Here is a 19,152-nt window from a genome sequence, read left to right on the forward strand (position 1 = left end):
AATGGCCCCCGAAGCTGAAATCGCCCTTGAATACGCGGACTTCACGACCGGCGAACCCGTCACCGACACCAAGTCGCCCACCGGCCCCATCAACGAGCGCTGGGACACCCGCCGTTTCGAGGCCAAACTCGTCAACCCCGCCAACCGGCGCAAACACACGGTGATCGTCGTCGGCACCGGCCTCGCGGGCGGCTCCGCGGGCGCCACCCTCGCCGAACAGGGCTACCACGTGGTCCAGTTCTGCTACCAGGACTCCCCGCGCCGCGCCCACTCCATCGCGGCCCAGGGCGGCATCAACGCGGCGAAGAACTACCGCAACGACGGCGACTCCGTCCACCGCCTCTTCTACGACACCGTCAAGGGCGGCGACTTCAGGGCCCGCGAGTCCAACGTCCACCGCCTCGCGCAGATTTCGGTGGAGATCATCGACCAGTGCGTGGCACAGGGCGTGCCGTTCGCCCGGGAGTACGGCGGCCTGCTCGACACGCGCTCCTTCGGCGGCGTGCAGGTGTCGAGGACCTTCTACGCGCGCGGCCAGACGGGCCAGCAACTCCTCCTCGGCGCCTACCAGGCGCTGTCCCGGCAGATCGCCGCCGGGAACATCGAGATGCACCCGCGCACCGAGATGCTCGACCTGATCGTCATCGACGGCAAGGCGCGCGGGATCGTGGCGCGCGATCTGATCAGCGGCCGTATCGACACGTACTTCGCGGACGCCGTCGTGCTCGCCAGTGGCGGCTACGGCAACGTCTTCTATCTGTCGACGAACGCCATGAACTCCAACGCCACCGCCGTCTGGCGGGCGCACCGGCGCGGCGCCCTGTTCGCCAACCCGTGCTTCACGCAGATCCATCCGACCTGCATCCCGCGCACCGGCGAGCACCAGTCGAAGCTCACCCTGATGAGCGAGTCGCTGCGCAACGACGGCCGGATCTGGGTGCCGAAGGCGAAGGGGGACGAACGCCCGCCGAACCAGATCCCCGAGGCGGAGCGCGACTACTACCTGGAGCGCATCTACCCGTCCTTCGGCAACCTGGTGCCCCGCGACATCGCCTCCCGAGCCGCGAAGAACGTGTGCGACGAGGGCAGGGGAGTCGGCCCCGGCGGACAGGGCGTCTACCTCGACTTCGCCGACGCCATACGGCGGTTGGGCCGCAAGGCCGTCGAGGAGAAGTACGGCAACCTCTTCGACATGTACGCCCGGATCACCGCCGAGGACCCGTACACGGTCCCCATGCGGATCTATCCCGCCGTGCACTACACGATGGGCGGACTGTGGGTCGACTACGACCTCCAGACCACGATCCCGGGCCTGTTCGCGATCGGGGAGGCCAACTTCTCCGACCACGGCGCCAACCGGCTCGGCGCCTCCGCGCTGATGCAGGGCCTCGCCGACGGCTACTTCGTGCTCCCGGCGACCATCAACGACTACCTCGCCCGGCACCCCGGACACGAGGAGATCGGCGTCCAACACCCCGCCGTACAGGAGGTGTTGGCGGAGACCGAGGACCGCCTCAACCTGCTGCTCGCGGTGGACGGCGACCGCACCCCCGACTCCTTCCACCGTGAACTCGGCGAACTCATGTGGGAGTTCTGCGGAATGGCCCGCACCGACAGCGGACTGCGCAAGGCGCTGGAACGCATCCCGCAGATCCGCGAGGAGTTCTGGCGGCGGATCAAGGTCCCGGGCACCGGCGAGGAGTTCAACCAGTCGCTGGAGAAGGCGAACCGCGTCGTCGACTACCTCGAACTCGCCGAGCTGATGTGCCTCGACGCACTCAACCGCGCCGAGTCCTGCGGCGGCCACTTCCGCGAGGAGTCGCAGACCCCGGACGGCGAAGCGGCGCGCAGGGACGAGGAGTTCGGCTACGCCGCCGCCTGGGAGTTCACCGGTACGGGCTCATCTCCCGTGCTGCACAAGGAAGACCTGGTCTTCGAGTACGTCCACCCCACTCAGCGGAGCTACGCATGAAGCTCACCCTGCGCGTCTGGCGGCAACGCAACGCAGACGCCGAAGGCGCCATGTCCACCTACCAAGTGGACGGAATCTCCACGGACATGTCGTTCCTGGAGATGCTCGACACCCTCAACGAGGAGCTCATCCTCAAGGGCGAGGACCCGGTCGCGTTCGACCACGACTGCCGTGAGGGCATCTGCGGCGCGTGCAGCCTGGTCATCAACGGCGACGCGCACGGCCCCGAACGCACCACCACCTGCCAACTCCACATGCGGTCCTTCGAGGACGGCGACACGATCGACATCGAGCCGTGGCGCGCCTCGGCCTTCCCGGTCGTCAAGGACCTCGTCGTGGACCGTTCGGCCTTCGACCGGATCATCCAGGCGGGCGGCTACATCACCGCGCCGACCGGCGCCGCGCCCGAGGCGCACGCCACCGCCGTGCCCAAACCGGACGCCGACTTCGCCTTCGAGCACGCCGAGTGCATCGGCTGCGGGGCGTGCGTGGCCGCGTGCCCGAACGGCGCCGCGATGCTGTTCACCTCCGCCAAGGTCAACCACCTCAACGTCCTCCCGCAGGGCGCACCGGAGCGCGAGACCCGCGTCCTCGACATGGTCGCGCAGATGGACGACGAGGGCTTCGGCGGCTGCACCCTGGCCGGCGAATGCGCCACCGCCTGCCCGAAGGGCATCCCGCTGGTCTCCATCACCAGCATGAACAAGGAGTGGCTGCGGGCCACCCGCAAGGTCGCCAAGCGCTGAACTCCCCCGCGAACTCCCTTACGGGACAAGAACGTTCGCCGACAAGATGCGGACGGGCGGGACCGGGAGTGGTGCTCATCCCCGGTCCCGCCAGGCATCGCGGCCCTCGGTAGGCTGCGCGCATGATCTTCACAGGCAGGGGAAAGGAGCGGTTCCTCGACGCCGTGACGGCGTTCGAGACCGCTGTGCGCGAGCGGGACGGTGAGCGGGCCCAGCGCCTGCTCCAGGACATGTACGGCCGGTTCGACAAGGCGGCGGAGCACGAACTCGTAGCCGCCGGGCCCCGTCTCGCGGCGCTGCTGCCGGACATGCCCGAAGGGCCGCGCGCCCTGACGGCGGTGGCGGTCGGCGCCTGTGTCGAGCGGGGCGCCGACGCGACCCTGTGCGGTCCGCACGTCTTCGCCGGGCTCGCCGCGGCCCTCGGCTCCGCCGGGGAGTTCTGCGAGCGCTGGGTGGCGACCGGAGGAGGAGACCTGCCCGATCCGGACTCGGGCGACCCGGAACCCGCCGTACTCGAACGGGCCGGACGGGACGCCACCCTGGGCTGGTGGCTGCTGCCCCGCTGGGAGATGGCCGCAGTGGCGATGCTGAACCGCCCCTCCGTGCGCACGTCACTCGAACCCGCCCCGCGCACAGGCCTGTTGGATGCCCTCCGCGTCGTACAGGAGGCGTCCGGCGACAGCTTCAAGTGCCTGCACCACGCCCTCCTCGTCCTCGACGACGAACCGCTCCTCGCCCTCCACCGCCCCTCCGGCACCGGCTACCTGCTCCGGATGACCGGCATCGGCGACACCTTCCAGCTGCACACCCTCCTCGCCGACGTCCTCATCGGCGGCGGACACGTGCCCGGAGAGGCGCCCTCCGCGCAGGAAGCGGCCGTGTGCCGGGACGCCCCGGGGCAGGTGCCGACCACCGGAGCCTTCAACCTCGTGACCCCGGGCGGCGAATGGGTGTGGAACGAGGGAACTCCCACCGACATCCCGGTCGTTGAAGGCGTACGGGTGCTGGTCCTCGACCCGCCGCCGTACCAGCGAGGGTGGCCCGCCGGCCGGTTCTTCCCCGGAATGACCGGTGACCTGGTGCTGGAGCGGGTGCTCGGCGCCGAAGAGGCCCGGGAGTGGCTGGGGCGGTGTGCCCCGCCGAAGTGAACGGCTCACCCTGAGGGCCCGGGTGTGGGGACGCCGTTCAACAACCCCACATCCCTGCTCCGGGCACAGGTCACGCGCAGGACGCCCGGCATCGGAAGAACTGTTGCGACCGGACATACGGAACCGGCCAGCCAGTTCGTCCGCCGAACCCGGCCCGTGATCAGGGAGAGCCATGACCGGCGTTTCCACCCTCGACCGTCCCTCGCAGCCCGACGCGCCGACCCGCTACACCGTCACGCTCGCCCGTGACGAGGACGACGTACGTGCCGCGCAGCGGCTGCGGCACGACGTCTTCGCCGGTGAGATGGGCGCCCACCTGTCCAGCCCGCAGCCCGGCCTGGACGTGGACGCCTTCGACGCCTACTGCGACCACCTCCTCGTCCGCGACACGGTGACCGGGCAGGTGGTCGGCACCTACCGGCTGCTGCCGCCGGAGCGCGCCGCGGTCGCCGGACGGCTCTACTCGGAGAGCGAGTTCGACCTCGCCCCCCTCGACTCGATCCGCCCGGGACTCGTCGAGGTCGGCCGCTCCTGCGTCCACCCCGACCACCGCGACGGCACGGTCATCGGCCTCATCTGGGCCGGTATAGCCCGCTACATGGTCGACCGCGGCCACGAATGGCTGGCCGGCTGCTGCTCCATCCCGCTCGCCGACGGCGGCGCCCTCGCCGCCGGCACCTGGGACCGGGTCAGCGCCAAGCACCTCGCCCCCGAGGAGTTCCGGGTACGCCCGCTGCTGCCCTGGAGCCCGGACGGCGTCACCCGCCCCACCGACCGCGTCGAACTCCCGCCGCTGCTGCGCGGCTACGTCCGCCTCGGCGCCTGGGTCTGCGGCGAGCCCGCGCACGACCCGGACTTCGGGGTCGCCGACCTGTACGTGCTGCTGTCGATGCGCCGGGTCAACCCGCGCTATCTGCGGCACTTCCTCTCGCTCGTCCCGGCCTGATGAGCGTCTGGCTGCCCAGCGCGCCCTGCACCCCCAGGACGTGCATCGAGAAGACGGGGGACATCACGGCCGTACCGCGCGCCGTGCTGCGATTCGTGGCCGTACTGGTCGTGGTGGCCGCCGGGGCCGCCCTCACACCCATCGGCGGGCGCATCCCAGCCCGCGCCGTGCGCTGGTGGTGCCGGACGATCGTCCGGGCCGCCGGCATCCGGCTGCGCATCACCGGCAGCACGACGCCCACCGGCGGACTGCTGCTGGTCGCCAACCACATCTCGTGGCTGGACATCCCGCTGATGGCCGCCGTACGCCCGGCCCGCATGCTGGCCAAGGCTGAGATCCGGCACTGGCCCGTCGCCGGGACACTCACCGCGGGCAGCGGCGCCCTCTTCATCGACCGTGACCGGCTGCGGGCCCTGCCCGAGACGGTCGCCGCCATCGCGGGCGCCCTGCGCGCCGGGGGAGCGGTCGCCGTGTTCCCCGAGGGCAGCACCTGGTGCGGCCTGGCCCAGGGGCACTTCCGGCGGGCCGTCTTCCAGGCCGCGCTGGACGCGGGCGTACCCGTCCAGCCGGTCGGCCTGCACTACGTCACGGACGGCGGTACGGCCAGCACGGCGCCCGCCTTCGTCGGCAGCGACTCCCTGCTCACCTCGGTGTGGCGAGTGGTGTCGACACGCGGACTGGTCGCCGACGTAGAGGTGGGGGAGACCATAGCTCCCGGCAGCCACCTCGACCGCCGCTCCCTCGCCCACGCGGCACAGACCGGGGTGTCGCGCTGGGCCCACCACCCGGACCACTGCACCTCGGTGGCCCGGACCCCGGTGAAAATTCGCAGGACGACGCGGAGGCGTCCTGCTAGCGTCGCGGCCATGAGGATCATCAGGCACACCAACACCGCGACCGCGCGAGCGACCAGCTCGCCGGCCGCCGACGCCTGATCTCACCCACCTCTCCCGGCGGCCGGAAACGGACCGCCGGGACGTGTCGTTTCCAGCCTCTTCACAGGTCTCCCCGCGGTTCCTTTCCGGTCCCCACCCGACCAGAAGGACCCGACCGCCATGAACACCGACGACACCGTCCGCGCCTTCCGCGACTTCTACCGCGAACGCGGGCACGAGCCGATCACCGGCAGCACACTCCTGCCACCGCCCTCCGACCCGGTCCTGTTCACCACCTCCGGCATGCACCCGCTCACGCCGTACCTCCAGGGCCGCCCCCATCCACAGGGGCGGCGCCTGGTCAACGTCCAGCGCTGCCTGCGCACCACCGACCTCGACGAGGTCGGCGACCCCACCCACCTGACCGTGTTCGAGATGCTCGGCTCCTGGTCGCTGGGCGACTACGACCATCCGCGGAGCCTGCGCTGGGGGTACGAGCTGTTGCGGGACGGCTTCGGTATCCCGCCCGAGAAGCTGCACGTCACCGTCTTCGACACCGACCGCGAATCCCTCTACACCTGGCGGGAGTTGGGCCTCCCCGTGGAGCCGACCCACGACGACAACTGGTGGTCCAACGGACCGACCGGCCCCTGCGGCCCCGACTCCGAGATCTTCTTCTGGACCGGCGACGGCCCGCCGGAGGGCAGCCCGACCACCGATTCGCGCTGGGTCGAGATCTGGAACCACGTGCACATGCGATACGAACGTCGCGAGGACGGCGAACTCGTGCCGCTGCGACAGGTCAACGTCGACACCGGCATGGGGCTGGAACGGCTCGTCTCCGTCCTCCAAGGGCGCCGGTCGGTCTACGAGACGGACCTGTTCGAGCCGTGGATGCGCCTGGTTCCACCGCTGTGGGATCTGGACGAGCACGGGGTGCGGGTGGTCTGCGACCACCTGCGGTCGAGCATCGTGGTCCTCGGCGACGGGGCGCGGCCGTCCAACACCGGCCGTGGGTATGTCCTACGGCGCCTGGTGCGGCGGTTGCTCACGGTTCTGCGGCGCGAGGATCCTTCGCGCACGCTCGGTGATCTGGCGGGGGAGGTTGTCGAGCACACGCTCGACCATTTCCGGCAGTCGCTCGGTGTCGACACGGTGCGAGACGTGTTGATGGACGAGGAGCGGCGGTTCGGTCGACTTCTTGAGCGGGGGCGGCGGGTGTTGTCACGGCCGGAGTTCAGGGGCCCGCTGAGCGAGGAGGACTATCACTACCTGCACGACACGCATGGGTTGCCCCGTGACCTGGTCGCCGGGTTGTCGGGCGAGGAGCCCCCGGCTTCGGTCACCACCCTTTGACCATGATCAGCAGAATGATCCCCACGGCGTACAGCGCCACTCCTCCGTACCCGACCGGAACCACCACGCCGAGGTCCACCATCCCCGGTCGGTCCTCGTGGAACTCGGCCCTGGGTTCGCCTTCGGGCAGGCGGAACTCGTAGGAGACGCGGTACCGTCCGCCGCCGGCGTACTCCTGGCGCAGGCATGCTCACGACCAAGATCACGCATATTCGATGGGAACTACGCACCCTTGTCCAGGAAAAAGGCACTCAGGGCGTCGCCAGCGCCCTGCTCAAATAAGGGGCCGTGGTGCTTCCTGACGCCTCTGCCACATCCCTCGGTAGGCCCGTTGCCATGATCCGGCCGGCGTCCAGGTCGATCACCCAGTCCGCGCCCGCCACCACCGCCATGTCGTGTTCGACCACCACGACCGTGTGGCCCGCGTCGACCAGTCCGTGGAGTTGGCGGAGCAGGACCTCGACGTCGGCGGGGTGGAGGCCGGTGGTCGGTTCGTCGAGGAGGTAGAGGGTGTGGGTGCGGCGGGTGCGTTGCAACTCGCTCGCCAGTTTGATGCGTTGGGCCTCGCCACCGGACAACTCGGTGGCGGGCTGGCCCAGTCGGAGGTAGCCGAGGCCGACGTCCAGGAGTGTGGTGAGGCTGCGGGTCACGGCCGGGGTGTCCGTGTCCGCGAAGAAGTCCGCCGCGGCCTCCACCGTCAGGTCGAGGACCTGGGCGATGTTCCGTCCCCGGTACGTCACTTGGAGGGTCTCGGGGTTGTAGCGGGCGCCGCCGCAGTCGGGGCATGGTGCGTATGTGCTCGGGAGGAAGAGGAGTTCGACGCTGATGAATCCCTCGCCCTGGCAGGTCTCGCAGCGCCCGCCCGGCACGTTGAAGGAGAACCGCCCCACGCCGTAACCCCGTTGCCGCGCCTCGTCGGTGGCCGCGAACACCTTGCGGACGACGTCGAAGAGGCCGGTGTAGGTGGCGAGGTTGGAGCGCGGGGTGCGGCCGATCGGTTTCTGATCGACCGACACCAGCCGCCCCACGCCCGGCAGTTCCTCGGTGATCTCACCGATGAGGGTCGACTTTCCGGAGCCCGAGACGCCGGTGACGGCGGTGAACACGCCCAGCGGGAAGTCGGCCGTCACGTCGCGCAGGTTGTGCCGGGTGATCGGGCCGACCTTCAACTCGCCCTGCGGGGAACGGACTTCGCGAGCCGGTGCGGGGGCGCGGTCGAACAGGTAGCGGGCAGTCACCGACTCCCTCACCTTCGCCAGATCGGCCACCGGACCGCTGTGCAGCACCCGGCCGCCGTGTTCGCCGGCCAGTGGGCCCACGTCCACCAGCCAGTCGGCGGCGCGCATCACGTCGAGGTGGTGCTCCACCACGAACACCGAGTTGCCCGCCGACTTCAGTCGCGCCAGCACCGTGAGCAGGGCCTCGGTGTCGGCGGGGTGCAGTCCGGCGGACGGTTCGTCCAGGACGTAGACGACTCCGAAGAGACCCGAGCGCAACTGCGTTGCCAGGCGCAGGCGTTGCAGTTCGCCGGGGGAGAGGGTGGGGGTCGCGCGGTCCAGGCTCAGATGGCCCAGGCCGAGTTCGAGGACGGGGGCGATACGGGACTTGAGGTCCTCGGTGAGGACGCGGGCCGCCTCCGAGGTGCCGCCCAGCGTGCCCGCCAGCTCCGCCAGCGGCAGCGCGGCCAGGTCGGCGATCGTGCGGCCCGCGACGGTCACCGCGAGGGACTCGGCGCGCAGTCTGCTGCCTCCGCAGAGCGGGCAGGGGGCGCTGGTCAGGAAGCGTTCCGCCTTGGCCCGTAGGGTCGGGCTCTTCGTGTCCGCGAAGGTCTTCATGACGTAGCGGTGGGCGCTCATGTACGTGCCCTGGTACGGGCGTTGGATGCGGTCGGCGTCCCGGACCGGATGGACCGTGACCACCGGCTGCTCGTCCGTGAACAGGATCCACTTCCGCTCTTCGGCGGGGAGTTCACGCCACGGCACGTCCACGTCGTGACCGAGTGTGTCGAGGATGTCGCGCAGGTTCTTGCCCTGCCAGGCGCCCGGCCACGCGGCGATCGCGCCCTCGCGGATCGACAGGGAGGGGTCGGGGACCAGGGACTCCTCGCTCGTGCGGTGCACCCGGCCGAGGCCGTGGCACTCCGGGCACGCGCCCGCCGCCGTATTGGGGGAGAAGGCGTCCGAGTCGAGGCGTTCGGCGCCGGGCGGGTAGTCGCCCGCGCGGGAGAACAGCATGCGGAGGGAATTGGAGAGGTTGGTGACCGTGCCCACCGAGGAGCGGGAGGTGGGGGTCGAGCGGCGCTGCTGGAGTGAGACGGCGGGCGGGAGGCCGGTGATCTCGCCGACCTTCGGGGCGCCGACCTGGTGGATCAGCCTGCGGGCGTACGGCGCGACCGACTCGAAGTAGCGGCGCTGGGCCTCGGCGTAGATCGTGCCGAAGGCGAGGGACGACTTCCCGGAGCCCGAGACGCCCGTGAACACGGCCAGCACGTCCCGCGGGATGTCGACGTCGACGCCCTGGAGGTTGTGCTCGCGGGCGCCACGGACGCGGACGTAGGGATCGTGGGGGCTGTGCATGACGCGGCGAGTCTATGCGACCCCGCCCGGTGACGCCCGCTGACCTGCGGGGGTGCGGTGGTGTCCGTGCTGTGCCACGTTGGAAGACACGGAAAGCGGTCGCCGCGGAGTCGCGTGTGCCCACCGTCCCGCGTCCGACCAGGCCGTATTCGCATCCCTCCGGGAGACAGGCATGAGCAGCTATCGAGTCGCGCAAGTCGGTGCCGCCGGCGGCGAGTTCGAGGTCGTCGAGCGTGAGGTGCGGCAGCCGGGCCCCGGACATGTGCGGATCGCCGTGGAGGCCTGCGGGATCTGCCACAGCGACACCTTCTTCGTCGATGCCGGAGTGCCGGGCGTGCGGTTCCCGCTCGTCACCGGGCACGAGATCGCCGGGCGGATCGACGCGCTCGGCGAGGGCACCTCGGACCGGGGCTGGCGGGTCGGCGACCGGGTGGCGGTCGGCTGGTTCGGCGGCAGTTGCGGCCACTGCACCCCGTGCCGGCAGGGCGACTTCATCGTCTGCGAGAACCTGAAGGTGCCCGGCTGGGCCTACGACGGCGGCTTCGCCGAGATGACGATCGCGCCCGTCGACGCGCTCGCCCGCATCCCCGAGGGACTGTCGGCCAGTGCCGCGGCGCCCATGGGCTGCGCGGGCGTGACCACCTTCAACGGGCTGCGGCGCAGCCCGGCGGGGCCGGGCGACCTGGTGGCCGTACTCGGACTCGGAGGTCTCGGTCACCTGGGTGTGCAGTACGCGGTCGCGATGGGATTCGAGACCGTGGCGATCGCGCGCGGCGCCGAAAAGGCCGACTTCGCCAAGCAGTTGGGCGCGCACCACTACATCGACAGCACGGCGGACACCGAAGTCGCCGAGGCGCTGCGGGCGTTGGGCGGCGCGAAGGTGGTGCTGGCCACGGCGGGCAACGCCGACGCCGCGTCGGCGACCGTGGAGGGACTGAGGCACCGGGGTGAACTCGTCGTCATCGGGGCGGACACTGCGCCGCTGGGGATCAGCCCGTTCCAACTGATCATGCCCGGCAAGGTGGTTCGGGGTCATCCCTCCGGCACCGCGCAGGACGTGCAGGACACCCTGGCCTTCAGCACCCTGCACGGCATCCGCCCGATGGTGGAGACCGTACCGCTGGACCATGCGGGCGAGGCCTATCAGCGGATGCTGTCCGGCGCGGCCCGTTTCCGGATGGTGCTCACCCCCTGAGCGAGGCGAGCCGCCGGTAGGAGTCCACCAGGGCCTCACGGTCGTAGGTGCTGGTGGTGACGAGGACCTCGTCCGCGCCCGTCTCCTTCAGCACCGTCTCCAGCTCGTGGGCCACCTGCTCCTCGGTGCCCGCGAGCTGTCCGGTGAGCCCGGCCTCGTAGAAGCCGAACTCCTTGCCGGACATGGCCAGTTGCTCCACCCGCTCGGCGGGCGGCAGCGGCGGGAAGGTGCCGTGGGTGCGCGAGTACGCCATCGACCAGGCCTCCGGGACGAGGAGCCGTCGGGCCGCCTCGGGGGTGGCGGCCACGGCGATCGTGCCCGAGACGACGACGTACGGCTGCGGCGCCCAGGGCGAGGGGCGGAAGCGGGCGCGGTAGTGGTCGATGCCGCGCCGCATCTTCTCCCAATTGCGCAGGTCGCCGATCACCATCGGAAGACCGGCCCTGGCCGCGATGTCGGCGCCCTCGCCCATGGCGAGCACGAACGGCGGGACGCTCAGGCCCTCGGAGGGCCGCGCGTGCGCGCCGGTCGGCGAGGTGCCCCGGAACCAGCCGAGGAGTTCGTCGAGTTGTCCGGCGAAGTCGTCGGCGTCGTCCTTGTCACGGTCCAAAGCCTTGCGCACGCCGTCGGTGAAGCCGACCGAGCGGCCGAGGCCCATGTCGATCCGGCCCGGGAACAACGACTCCAGCACCCCGAACTGCTCGGCCACGACCAGGGGTTGGTGATTGGGCAGCATCACCCCGCCGGTCCCGACCCGGATGCTCCGGGTGGCCGAGGCGACGGCGGCGGCCAGCACGGTCGGCGCGGAACCCGCGACCCCGGGCACACCGTGGTGCTCCGACACCCAGAACCGGTGATAGCCCAGCTCCTCGATCTCCATCGCCAGCCGCACGGTGTCACGCAGCGCCTCCGCGGGCGGGTGCCCCTCACGGGTCCGGGAACGGTCCAACACGGAGAACGGGGTCGAGGCGATCAAGGAACTCACATCAGGTTCAACGCCCGCGAGCCCTCGGCATTCCCCGAGCCGGCCGGAGCGCTCACCGCCGGGACCGGACGCGTGCGTCCCGTGGCGGGTCGATGAACTGCAACTCCAGCGTCACGGGCGGCTCCGCGAGCCCCGGCCCGCCCGCCGCCGCCCACTCCAGGACTTCCTCCGTGCAGTCGTCGTCCATCGCGAACCCGACCCAGGTGGGGCGCCCGCCGGCCCGCCGCCCCGCGGCCGACGGCTGCACCACGATCACGTTGGCCTGGTCGCACGGGCCGAGGCAGTCCGTCGTACGCACCGCGAATCCGTGCTCGTCGCCACCGGACCGCAGCCGTTCCAACTGCCAGGCGTGGTCCGTGCCCGGGTGCTTGCGCGGGTCGCCGCAGCAGCAGCCCCGGCAGACGACCAGGGTGCAGGGCCGTTCACGGGCGGCGCCTATGAGGAACGTACGGGGAGCGGGAGTCGCGGCAGACATACGAGAAGCATGAGGCCACGGCCTCGGGCGGCCGCCGCCGGGGTGCGGGGGCTGCCTAAGGTGGCCCGGTGACAGCTGACAGCAGGCGGCCCCTCGCCGTGTTCGACCTCGACAACACCCTCGCCGACACGACGCACCGGCAGTGGTTCCTGGAGATCAGGCCGCGTGACTGGGACGGTTTCTTCGGTGCCGCGGCACAGGACCCGCCGTTGGCGGAAGGCGTCGCACTCGCGCTGGAGTGTGCGGAGGAGTGCGAGGTCGTCTATCTGACCGGGCGGCCCGAGCGCTGCCGACGCGACACGCTCGACTGGCTCGACGCTCAGGGGCTGCCCGAGGGGCGGGTCTTCATGCGGCGCAACGACGACCGCAGACCCGCCCGCCGCACCAAGCTGGAGGTTCTCAAGCGGCTCGCCCGGGACCGGGACATCCGGGTTCTCGTGGACGACGACGAGCTGGTGTGCGACGACGCCGAGCGGGCCGGGTTCAGGGTCGTACGAGCCCGTTGGACCGTTCCATCCGCCGCGCTGGAGGCGGCGCAGGAGGGCGAGGGCCGGACCTGAGAGGACGGTGGTACCCGCTCCGCCCTCCACTCGCCTTGACGCATTCCCATATGGGCATACGATGGCCGCATGGCACGAGCAGCGACGACGTCGGACGTCTTCAACGCGATCGCCGAACCGCAGCGCCGGGAGATCCTGGCCCTGCTGCGGGCCGGTGAGCGACCGGTGACCGAGCTGGCGCACGAGCTGGGGATGAGCCAGCCGGGGGCGTCCAAGCATCTGCGGGTGCTCCGGGAGGTAGGCCTGGTGCGGGTCCGCGAGGCGGGCAAGCAGCGCCTCTACGGCCTGGACGCCCGCGGGCTGCGGCCGATCCACGAGTGGACCGGCGGATTCGAGCGGTTCTGGAACGAGAGCTTCGACCGGCTCGACACCTATGTGCAGGACCTCAAACAGGCACGGCAGGAGGACTGACCGATGGCAGGGACAAGGCAGGAAACGGGGGCGGGAGCGGAGTCGGCGACGGCCGAACGGGAGATCGTCGTCTCCCGGGTCGTCGACGCGCCCCGGGAGCTGGTGTTCGAGGCCTTCACCGAGGTCCGGCATCTCTCGCGGTGGTGGGGTCCGGACGGGTTCACCACCACCACGCGGTCCTTCGAGTTCCGCGAGGGCGGTGAGTGGGTCTTCGTGCTGCACGGCCCGGACGGGACCGACTACTCCGAGTGGATCCGCTGGACGCGGATCGTCCCGCCGGAGCGGATCGAGCTGCTGCACGGCGAGACCCGCGACGACCCGAACGCCTTCGAGTCGGTCCTCGCCTTCACGGCGGACGGCGCGGCGACCCGGCTCGTCATGCGCACGCTGTTCCCCACCAAGGAACTGCGCGACGAGGCGGCCGAGAAGTACCACGCGATCGAGGGCGGCGAGCAGACCCTGAGCAGCCTCGCGGCCTACGTCACCGACCTCGCGCGGAAGGGGGCGGAGGGCTGATGGCCGGCAAGGTGTTCTTCAGCGTGTCGATGTCGCTGGACGGCTTCGTCGCACCCGAGCCCGTGCCCGACCAGGACACGCTCTTCGCGCCCGAGAGACGGGACGACCCGGACGTACGGCGCTGGCTGGCGCAGTGGACGGAGTTGCAGCAGTGGGTGTTCCCGCTGCGGTTCTTCCGGGAGAACCTGAAGCTCGGCGAGGGCGGCGAGGAGGGCCTCGACAACGACATGGCACGGGAGACGTTCGAGCGGACCGGCGCCAGCGTCATGGGAAGGCGCATGTTCGACCTCGGCGAGCAGTCCTGGCCGGAGGAGGCGCCCTTCCACACCCCGGTCTTCGTGGTGACGCACAAGAAACGCGACCCGTGGGAGCGGCCCGGCGGCACCACGTTCCACTTCGTCGACGACGGCATCGAGCACGCCCTCGACCAGGCCCGCGCCGCCGCCGGGGACCGAGACGTTCGCATCGCGGGCGGCGGCACGACGATCCTGGAGTACCTGAACGCGGGACTGGTCGACGAGTTCTCGATCACGCTGTCACCGGTGCTCTTCGGCACCGGCACCCGCCTGTTCGACGGTGTGGACGCGTCCAGGGTCGCGCTGGAACCGGTCCGTTCGCAGGCTTCGTCACGGGTGACGCACCTGACCTACACGGTGCGCTCCCGGTAGCTCCCCGTCAGTCCTCGTCCTCGATGCGGAAGCCGACCTTCAGACCGACCTGGTAGTGCTCGATCCTCCCGTTCTCGATCTGGCCCCTGACCTGCGTCACCTCGAACCAGTCGAGGCTGCGCAGGGTCTGCGCGGCGCGGGCGACGCCGTTGCGGATGGCCTGGTCGATGCCCTCGTGAGAGGTGCCGACGATCTCGGTGACCCGGTACGTGTGCTCGGACATGCGGGTACTCCTCTCGGCCGTGACGGGCGCGTCACGCGTCACTCCACCGTGCCCCAAGGTGCGGCGGTACGCGAGACGGCCCGTCACCCCGCTGTCATCCCACCGTCAGCGCACCACGCTCAGTGACAGCGCGAAGCGGCCCTCCCGGTCGGTCCACCAGTGGGCCAACTCCAGCCCGGCCGCAGCCAGTTCGGTCCGCACACCCTCCTTGCGGAACTTCGCCGAGATCTCGGTGCGCAGTTCCTCACCGGCCGCGAAGTCGACGGCGAGATCGAGCGCCGGGATCTTCACGGTCTGGTCCGTACGGGACCGCAGCCGCATCTCGATCCACTCGTTGCCGGCGTCCCAGAGGGCCACGTGGTCGAAGGCGGAGGCGTCGAAGTCGGCGCCCAGTTCGCGGTCGACCACGGTCAGGACGTTCTTGTTGAACGCGGCCGTCACCCCGGCCGCGTCGTCGTACGCCCTGACCAGGACCTGCTCGTCCTTGACCAGGTCGGTGCCCAGCAGCAGCGCGTCGCCGGGTGAGAGCAGCGCGCGGAGCCCGGCGAAGAACGTGGCACGTTCGGCCGGGAGCAGATTGCCGATCGTGCCGCCGAGGAATGCCAGCAGCCGGGGACCGGGTGTCTCCGGGAGGGCCAGGGGCCCGGTGAAGTCGGCGATCAGGGCGTGTACGTCGAGCCCCGGCCGCTCCTCGATGAGGGCGTGCCCGGCCTGGGTGAGCGCGCTCTCGCTGACGTCGACCGGGACGTACAGGGCCAGGTCGGTGAACGCGTCGAGGAGGTGGCGCGTCTTGTCCGAGGAGCCGGAGCCCAGCTCGACGAGCGTCCGTATGCCGGTCGCGGCGGCGATCTCTCCGGCCCGGTCGATGAGGATCTCCCGTTCCGCGCGGGTCGGGTAGTACTCGGGCAACTCGGTGATCCGCTCGAAGAGTTCGCTGCCGTGGGCGTCGTAGAACCACTTCGGCGGGAGGGTCTTCGGGGTGCGGGTGAGGCCTTCCAGGACGTCGGCGCGCAAGGCCGCGTCGGTGGCGTCCTCGGGCAGGGTGCGGGTGAGAAGGAACGGACTCACGTGCGGGGCTCCTTCGGTGGTGCGAGGTCTTTCAGGGGGGTGAGGAGGACCTCGGCGCGGGTCGCGGTGAGCAGAGTGCGGTCGGGGACCTCCTGCCAGTGCGGGTCGTCGTCGTAGGGCTCGGAGGCCACGACCGTGCGGCGGCCGGGGTCCGAGAGGTACCAGAGGGAGTCGCCCCAGGCCGTCGCGGCGATCAACTCACCATTGGTGAGGAGGAGGTTGAGGCGGGAACCGGGGGCCGCGTGGGCGACCTCCAGCACCGTGTCGGCCAGTGCCTGGCTCTCCTCGTCGCCCACCCGCAGCCGGGCGAGGACCAGCGCCCAGACGAGTGCCGAGTCGCAGCGGGCCTCCAGCGACAACAGGTCGACCGGGGGCAGGCGTTGGGCGAGCGCGGCGAGCGTCTGGGGCCAGCCGGTGACGGCGCCGTTGTGGCTGAACAGCCAGGGGCCCGCGGCGAACGGTGCCGCCGCGGCCTCCCCGTCCGCGCCCGCGAACGTCGCGTCCCGTACGGCGGCCAGCAGCGCGCCGGAGCGGACCACCCGTGCCAGGTCGGCGAAGGACTGGTCGCCCCAGATGGGCACGGCCCGCCGGTAGCGGCCCGGCACCGGGTCGCCCTCGACGTACCAACCCACCCCGAAACCATCGGCGTTGACCGTGCCGTGCTGCTGCCGACGCGGTTCCCAGGACTGGCGGTACAGGCTGTGCTCCGGGTCCACGAGGAGTCGGCCGAGCGGCTCCTCGGGTCCCAGGTACGCCAGGTGACGGCACATCAGACGGCCCCCGAGCGGGCCGTACGGAACCCGGAGAAGATCTGCCGCCGGATCGGATAGTCCCAGTTGCGGAACGTGCCCCGGCAGGCGACCTCGTCCACCGCGAACGAACCGCCCCGCAGCACCTTGTACTCGGGACCGAAGAACACCTCCGAGTACTCCTTGTACGGGAACGCCCGGAACCCCGGGTAGGGCAGGAAGTCGCTCGACGTCCACTCCCACACGTCACCGATCAACTGCCGTACGCCCAGCGGTGATTCGCCCGCCGGATAGCTGCCCGCGGGGGCCGGGCGGAGGTGGCGCTGACCGAGATTGGCGTGCTCCGGGGCCGGGTCGGCGTCGCCCCACGGGTAGCGCGTCGAGCGGTCGGACGTCGGGTCGTGGCGGGCCGCCTTCTCCCACTCCGCCTCGGTGGGCAGCCTGCGTCCGGCCCAGCGGGCGTAGGCGTCGGCCTCGTACCAGCACACGTGCAGGACGGGCTCGTCGGACGGCACGGCCTCCGTCGCGCCGAAGTGGCGCCGCAGCCACTGCTTGCCGTCCTTGCGCCAGAACAGCGGCGCGACAACGGAGTTGCGGCGGATGTGCGCCCAGCCCTCCTTGGTCCACCAGCGCGGGTCGTCGTAGCCGCCGTCCTCGATGAACGCCAGATACGCGCCGTTGGTCACCGGCGTCGTGTCGATGAAGAAGGGGGCCACCTCGCGTCGGTGCGCGGGCTTCTCGTTGTCCAGCGCCCACGGCTCGGTGGAGGTGCCCATCGTGAACGGGCCGCCGGGGACGAGGACTTCGGACGGGCCGGTGAACAGCGGGACCGGCTCCGGGTCCGGGGCCGTCAACGCCTGTGGTCCGGTGCTGAGTTGATGGGTGATCAACATCGTTTCGTCGTGCTGCTGTTCGTGCTGGGCGACCATCCCGAAGGCGAAGCCCGCCTCGGTCAGCCGCGTCCCGCGGAACGTCGAGTCGGCCAGTACGTCCGTCACCCGGCCGCGTACCTCGGCCGCGTACCGGCGGGCCTCCGCGGGCGGCAGCAGGGGCAGCGAGGGGCGTTCGGAGCGCGGGTGCTCGAACGCGTCGTAGAGGCCGTCGATCTCGGGGCGCATCGCGTCCCGGCCGCCGACGGCCCGCAGCAGCCACAGCTCCTCCTGGTTGCCGATGTGCGCGAGGTCCCAGACCAGCGGGGACATCAACGGCGAGACCTGCGCGGTGAGTTCGGGCTCGTCCACACAGCTCGTCAGGAGCGTGGTGCGGTCCCGGGCCGTGGTGAGGGTGGTCAACGCCCGTTCCCGGAGCGCCTCGATATCGATGTCATCAACGGTGGTGTCGGCGTCGGTCATGTGCGGATGTCCTTCCCGTGCGGGCGGCTGTCCGTGCCGCGCACGCGGTCGAGCAGATCGTCGGCGGGGCAGCGGCCCCGGATGACATAGCGGTCGAAGTACGCGCGGACGGCGTCCACGACCCCGGGGCTCGCGCCCAGCCGGGGCAGCGCCTCCAGCGCCGTCGCGAAGCACACGAGCGCCACCTCGTGCAGTTCCGGGTCGGACAGGCCGTAGCGGGCCGCGTCGATCCACAGCGGATTGTGCGGCGCGGGCAGCCCCAGGGACCGTTCGGCCAGCGGCTTCACGGCCCGGTACGCCGTCTCGGCGGCCTCCGGGTCGTCGAACAGCGCCGTCGTCACCGCGAGCGGCACGATCCAGCCGTCGTCCCCGGGCTGCGCGTCGATCATGCGCAGTTCGAGATGGCCGCGCGGTCTGACCGGCGGGAACAGGGTGGTGAGGTGGTAGTCGAGGTCGTCACGGGTCGGGGGCGTGGACGAACGGGTCCACTCCCGGAAGGTCAGCCCCTCGGGCACGTCCCACGGGCCCTCCTCGCGCCGGACGCACATCACCGGCGAGTCGAGGACGTGCTCCGCCCAGGCGCCGCGCGGTTCCGCGTCCAGCGCGGGCGCGCCCGCCCGGCCGGGGCCGATCTCCATCCAGATCAGCTGCCGGGAGGAACGCCAGCCCGTGGGGCTGCGGCCGATCAACGGGGAGTTGGCGAACGCGGCCACCAGCACCGCGCCCAGCTGGTGCGCCAGCCACCAGCGCCGCCCGTGGCCGAGCGGCCCCGGCTCCTCGTATCCGGCGTCCAGACACACCTGCACGGATGCCGTGGTGCACATCATGCGGCGGCCCGCGGGGCCGGTGCGGTCGAGACAACGCTCCATCGCGTCGTAGCGCGGCTCGTGCAGGAACCGGCGCGGCGGGTGCCAGGGGTCGTGGCCGACGCCGACCAGCCCCAGGTTTTCGCGGGCCAGCACCGCGCGGACGGTGTCGAGGTCTTCGGAGACGGAACCGATGCACTCCATCAGGGAGGTGGCGGGCGACGAGCTGAGTTCCAGCTGGCCGCCGGGCTCGACGGTGAGCGCCGACCTCAGGTGCACGGTCTTCAACGCGGCGTAGGCCGCTTCGAGTCGTTCGGGTGTCACGGGGAGCTGCGGCAGCCGCAGCTCGTGGACGAGCCATTCCACTTCGACCCCGAGGGTTCGGGGCGGACCGGTCTTGAAGCAGATGCCCCTGACCAGGGCCTCCACCTCGGGTTCGGTGACCGCGGTACGGGGCTCCGTACAGTCGCTACAGTCACTTGCCGTATCGGACATGTCGGGATCCTCCTGAGATTCCACCATGCC

General features: G+C 71.0%; 19 protein-coding genes. 11 read left to right on the forward strand and 8 right to left on the reverse strand.

All coding sequences use genetic code 11. The features are described from left to right. Nucleotide 1: 1 nt before the first annotated feature. From ACWIHT_RS28345 to ACWIHT_RS28370, 6 genes are all read left to right on the forward strand, one after another. Nucleotides 2–1,972: a fumarate reductase/succinate dehydrogenase flavoprotein subunit gene (locus ACWIHT_RS28345; RefSeq protein ID WP_456171116.1), complete on the forward strand. Its 1,971-nt coding sequence runs from the start codon at nt 2–4 to the stop codon at nt 1,970–1,972. Beyond that, nucleotides 1,969–2,718: a succinate dehydrogenase/fumarate reductase iron-sulfur subunit gene (locus ACWIHT_RS28350; RefSeq protein WP_456171117.1), complete on the forward strand. Its 750-nt coding sequence runs from the start codon at nt 1,969–1,971 to the stop codon at nt 2,716–2,718. The genes ACWIHT_RS28345 and ACWIHT_RS28350 overlap by 4 nt, the downstream gene beginning before the upstream one ends. Before the next feature lie 122 nt (nt 2,719–2,840). Further along, nucleotides 2,841–3,866, forward strand: coding sequence for a hypothetical protein (locus ACWIHT_RS28355; RefSeq protein WP_456171118.1), 1,026 nt, complete (start codon nt 2,841–2,843; stop codon nt 3,864–3,866). Nucleotides 3,867–4,038: 172 nt separating this feature from the next. Next, nucleotides 4,039–4,812 carry a GNAT family N-acetyltransferase gene (locus ACWIHT_RS28360; protein WP_456171119.1) on the forward strand — a complete coding sequence of 258 codons (774 nt, stop codon included), beginning with the start codon at nt 4,039–4,041 and terminating at the stop codon, nt 4,810–4,812. Further along, nucleotides 4,812–5,747 (forward strand): lysophospholipid acyltransferase family protein, encoded by a 936-nt coding sequence (locus ACWIHT_RS28365; RefSeq protein WP_456171120.1) that lies wholly within the window; start codon nt 4,812–4,814, stop codon nt 5,745–5,747. The genes ACWIHT_RS28360 and ACWIHT_RS28365 overlap by 1 nt, the downstream gene beginning before the upstream one ends. 120 nt (nt 5,748–5,867) lie before the next feature. After that, a complete protein-coding gene (locus ACWIHT_RS28370) occupies nt 5,868–7,043 on the forward strand; it encodes an alanine--tRNA ligase-related protein (protein ID WP_456171121.1) in 1,176 nt (391 codons plus the stop codon). Between the two features lie 251 nt (nt 7,044–7,294). Here the strand turns inward: ACWIHT_RS28370 and ACWIHT_RS28375 are convergent, their stop codons facing one another. Next, nucleotides 7,295–9,619: an ATP-binding cassette domain-containing protein gene (locus tag ACWIHT_RS28375; protein ID WP_456171122.1), complete on the reverse strand. Its 2,325-nt coding sequence runs from the start codon at nt 9,617–9,619 to the stop codon at nt 7,295–7,297. A 172-nt stretch (nt 9,620–9,791) separates the two neighbouring features. Between ACWIHT_RS28375 and ACWIHT_RS28380 the strand changes: the two genes are divergently transcribed. After that, nucleotides 9,792–10,814: an alcohol dehydrogenase gene (locus tag ACWIHT_RS28380; RefSeq protein ID WP_456171123.1), complete on the forward strand. Its 1,023-nt coding sequence runs from the start codon at nt 9,792–9,794 to the stop codon at nt 10,812–10,814. Here the strand turns inward: ACWIHT_RS28380 and ACWIHT_RS28385 are convergent. Beyond that, nucleotides 10,804–11,799 carry an LLM class flavin-dependent oxidoreductase gene (locus ACWIHT_RS28385; protein WP_456171124.1) on the reverse strand — a complete coding sequence of 332 codons (996 nt, stop codon included), beginning with the start codon at nt 11,797–11,799 and terminating at the stop codon, nt 10,804–10,806. The two genes, ACWIHT_RS28380 and ACWIHT_RS28385, sit on opposite strands and share 11 nt — an antisense overlap. Before the next feature lie 52 nt (nt 11,800–11,851). Continuing rightward, nucleotides 11,852–12,274, reverse strand: coding sequence for a (2Fe-2S) ferredoxin domain-containing protein (locus ACWIHT_RS28390; protein WP_456171125.1), 423 nt, complete (start codon nt 12,272–12,274; stop codon nt 11,852–11,854). A 68-nt stretch (nt 12,275–12,342) separates the two neighbouring features. Between ACWIHT_RS28390 and ACWIHT_RS28395 the strand changes: the two genes are divergently transcribed. The 4 genes from ACWIHT_RS28395 to ACWIHT_RS28410 all read left to right on the forward strand — a co-directional run bounded on the left by ACWIHT_RS28395 (nt 12,343) and on the right by ACWIHT_RS28410 (nt 14,429). Further along, entirely contained in the window at nt 12,343–12,834 is a 492-nt protein-coding gene (locus ACWIHT_RS28395; RefSeq protein ID WP_456171126.1) for a phosphatase domain-containing protein, read from the forward strand. 69 nt (nt 12,835–12,903) lie between these two features. After that, nucleotides 12,904–13,245, forward strand: a complete 342-nt coding sequence (locus tag ACWIHT_RS28400; protein ID WP_456171127.1) for an ArsR/SmtB family transcription factor — start codon at nt 12,904–12,906, stop codon at nt 13,243–13,245. Between the two features lie 3 nt (nt 13,246–13,248). Then, a complete protein-coding gene (locus ACWIHT_RS28405) occupies nt 13,249–13,761 on the forward strand; it encodes an SRPBCC family protein (RefSeq protein WP_456171128.1) in 513 nt (170 codons plus the stop codon). After that, the gene (locus tag ACWIHT_RS28410) at nt 13,761–14,429 is read left to right on the forward strand and encodes a dihydrofolate reductase family protein (protein WP_456171129.1); all 669 of its coding nucleotides are present in this window, start codon (nt 13,761–13,763) and stop codon (nt 14,427–14,429) included. The genes ACWIHT_RS28405 and ACWIHT_RS28410 overlap by 1 nt, the downstream gene beginning before the upstream one ends. Before the next feature lie 7 nt (nt 14,430–14,436). On the opposite strand, the gene ACWIHT_RS28415 is transcribed toward ACWIHT_RS28410, so the two are convergent. From ACWIHT_RS28415 to egtA, 5 genes are all read right to left on the reverse strand, one after another. Continuing rightward, a complete protein-coding gene (locus ACWIHT_RS28415; RefSeq protein ID WP_329262863.1) occupies nt 14,437–14,652 on the reverse strand; it encodes a dodecin in 216 nt (71 codons plus the stop codon). A 105-nt stretch (nt 14,653–14,757) separates the two neighbouring features. Further along, nucleotides 14,758–15,720: an L-histidine N(alpha)-methyltransferase gene (gene egtD, locus ACWIHT_RS28420; RefSeq protein WP_456171130.1), complete on the reverse strand. Its 963-nt coding sequence runs from the start codon at nt 15,718–15,720 to the stop codon at nt 14,758–14,760. Next, nucleotides 15,717–16,490, reverse strand: a complete 774-nt coding sequence (gene egtC, locus ACWIHT_RS28425) for an ergothioneine biosynthesis protein EgtC (protein ID WP_456171131.1) — start codon at nt 16,488–16,490, stop codon at nt 15,717–15,719. Before egtC ends, egtD begins: the two co-directional genes overlap by 4 nt. Continuing rightward, nucleotides 16,490–17,821: an ergothioneine biosynthesis protein EgtB gene (gene egtB / locus ACWIHT_RS28430; RefSeq protein ID WP_456171132.1), complete on the reverse strand. Its 1,332-nt coding sequence runs from the start codon at nt 17,819–17,821 to the stop codon at nt 16,490–16,492. The genes egtC and egtB overlap by 1 nt, the downstream gene beginning before the upstream one ends. Next, nucleotides 17,818–19,122, reverse strand: coding sequence for an ergothioneine biosynthesis glutamate--cysteine ligase EgtA (egtA, locus tag ACWIHT_RS28435; RefSeq protein ID WP_456171133.1), 1,305 nt, complete (start codon nt 19,120–19,122; stop codon nt 17,818–17,820). The genes egtB and egtA overlap by 4 nt, the downstream gene beginning before the upstream one ends. Between the last annotated feature and the right edge of the window lie 30 nt (nt 19,123–19,152).

Source organism: Streptomyces sp. NPDC002276 (assembly GCF_053891435.1).

Excerpts from the sequence above, each read along its gene's own strand:
- ACWIHT_RS28390 (WP_456171125.1), bottom strand. The coding sequence starts at position 12,274 with ATGTCTGCCGCGACTCCCGCTCCCCGTACGTTCCTCATAGGCGCCGCC.
- ACWIHT_RS28350 (WP_456171117.1), top strand. The coding sequence starts at position 1,969 with ATGAAGCTCACCCTGCGCGTCTGGCGGCAACGCAACGCAGACGCCGAA.
- egtC (WP_456171131.1), bottom strand. The coding sequence starts at position 16,490 with ATGTGCCGTCACCTGGCGTACCTGGGACCCGAGGAGCCGCTCGGCCGA.
- ACWIHT_RS28365 (WP_456171120.1), top strand. The coding sequence starts at position 4,812 with ATGAGCGTCTGGCTGCCCAGCGCGCCCTGCACCCCCAGGACGTGCATC.
- ACWIHT_RS28360 (WP_456171119.1), top strand. The coding sequence starts at position 4,039 with ATGACCGGCGTTTCCACCCTCGACCGTCCCTCGCAGCCCGACGCGCCG.
- ACWIHT_RS28345 (WP_456171116.1), top strand. The coding sequence starts at position 2 with ATGGCCCCCGAAGCTGAAATCGCCCTTGAATACGCGGACTTCACGACC.
- ACWIHT_RS28355 (WP_456171118.1), top strand. The coding sequence starts at position 2,841 with ATGATCTTCACAGGCAGGGGAAAGGAGCGGTTCCTCGACGCCGTGACG.
- ACWIHT_RS28410 (WP_456171129.1), top strand. The coding sequence starts at position 13,761 with ATGGCCGGCAAGGTGTTCTTCAGCGTGTCGATGTCGCTGGACGGCTTC.
- ACWIHT_RS28380 (WP_456171123.1), top strand. The coding sequence starts at position 9,792 with ATGAGCAGCTATCGAGTCGCGCAAGTCGGTGCCGCCGGCGGCGAGTTC.
- ACWIHT_RS28405 (WP_456171128.1), top strand. The coding sequence starts at position 13,249 with ATGGCAGGGACAAGGCAGGAAACGGGGGCGGGAGCGGAGTCGGCGACG.
- ACWIHT_RS28370 (WP_456171121.1), top strand. The coding sequence starts at position 5,868 with ATGAACACCGACGACACCGTCCGCGCCTTCCGCGACTTCTACCGCGAA.
- egtB (WP_456171132.1), bottom strand. The coding sequence starts at position 17,821 with ATGACCGACGCCGACACCACCGTTGATGACATCGATATCGAGGCGCTC.
- ACWIHT_RS28375 (WP_456171122.1), bottom strand. The coding sequence starts at position 9,619 with ATGCACAGCCCCCACGATCCCTACGTCCGCGTCCGTGGCGCCCGCGAG.
- egtA (WP_456171133.1), bottom strand. The coding sequence starts at position 19,122 with ATGTCCGATACGGCAAGTGACTGTAGCGACTGTACGGAGCCCCGTACC.
- ACWIHT_RS28415 (WP_329262863.1), bottom strand. The coding sequence starts at position 14,652 with ATGTCCGAGCACACGTACCGGGTCACCGAGATCGTCGGCACCTCTCAC.
- ACWIHT_RS28400 (WP_456171127.1), top strand. The coding sequence starts at position 12,904 with ATGGCACGAGCAGCGACGACGTCGGACGTCTTCAACGCGATCGCCGAA.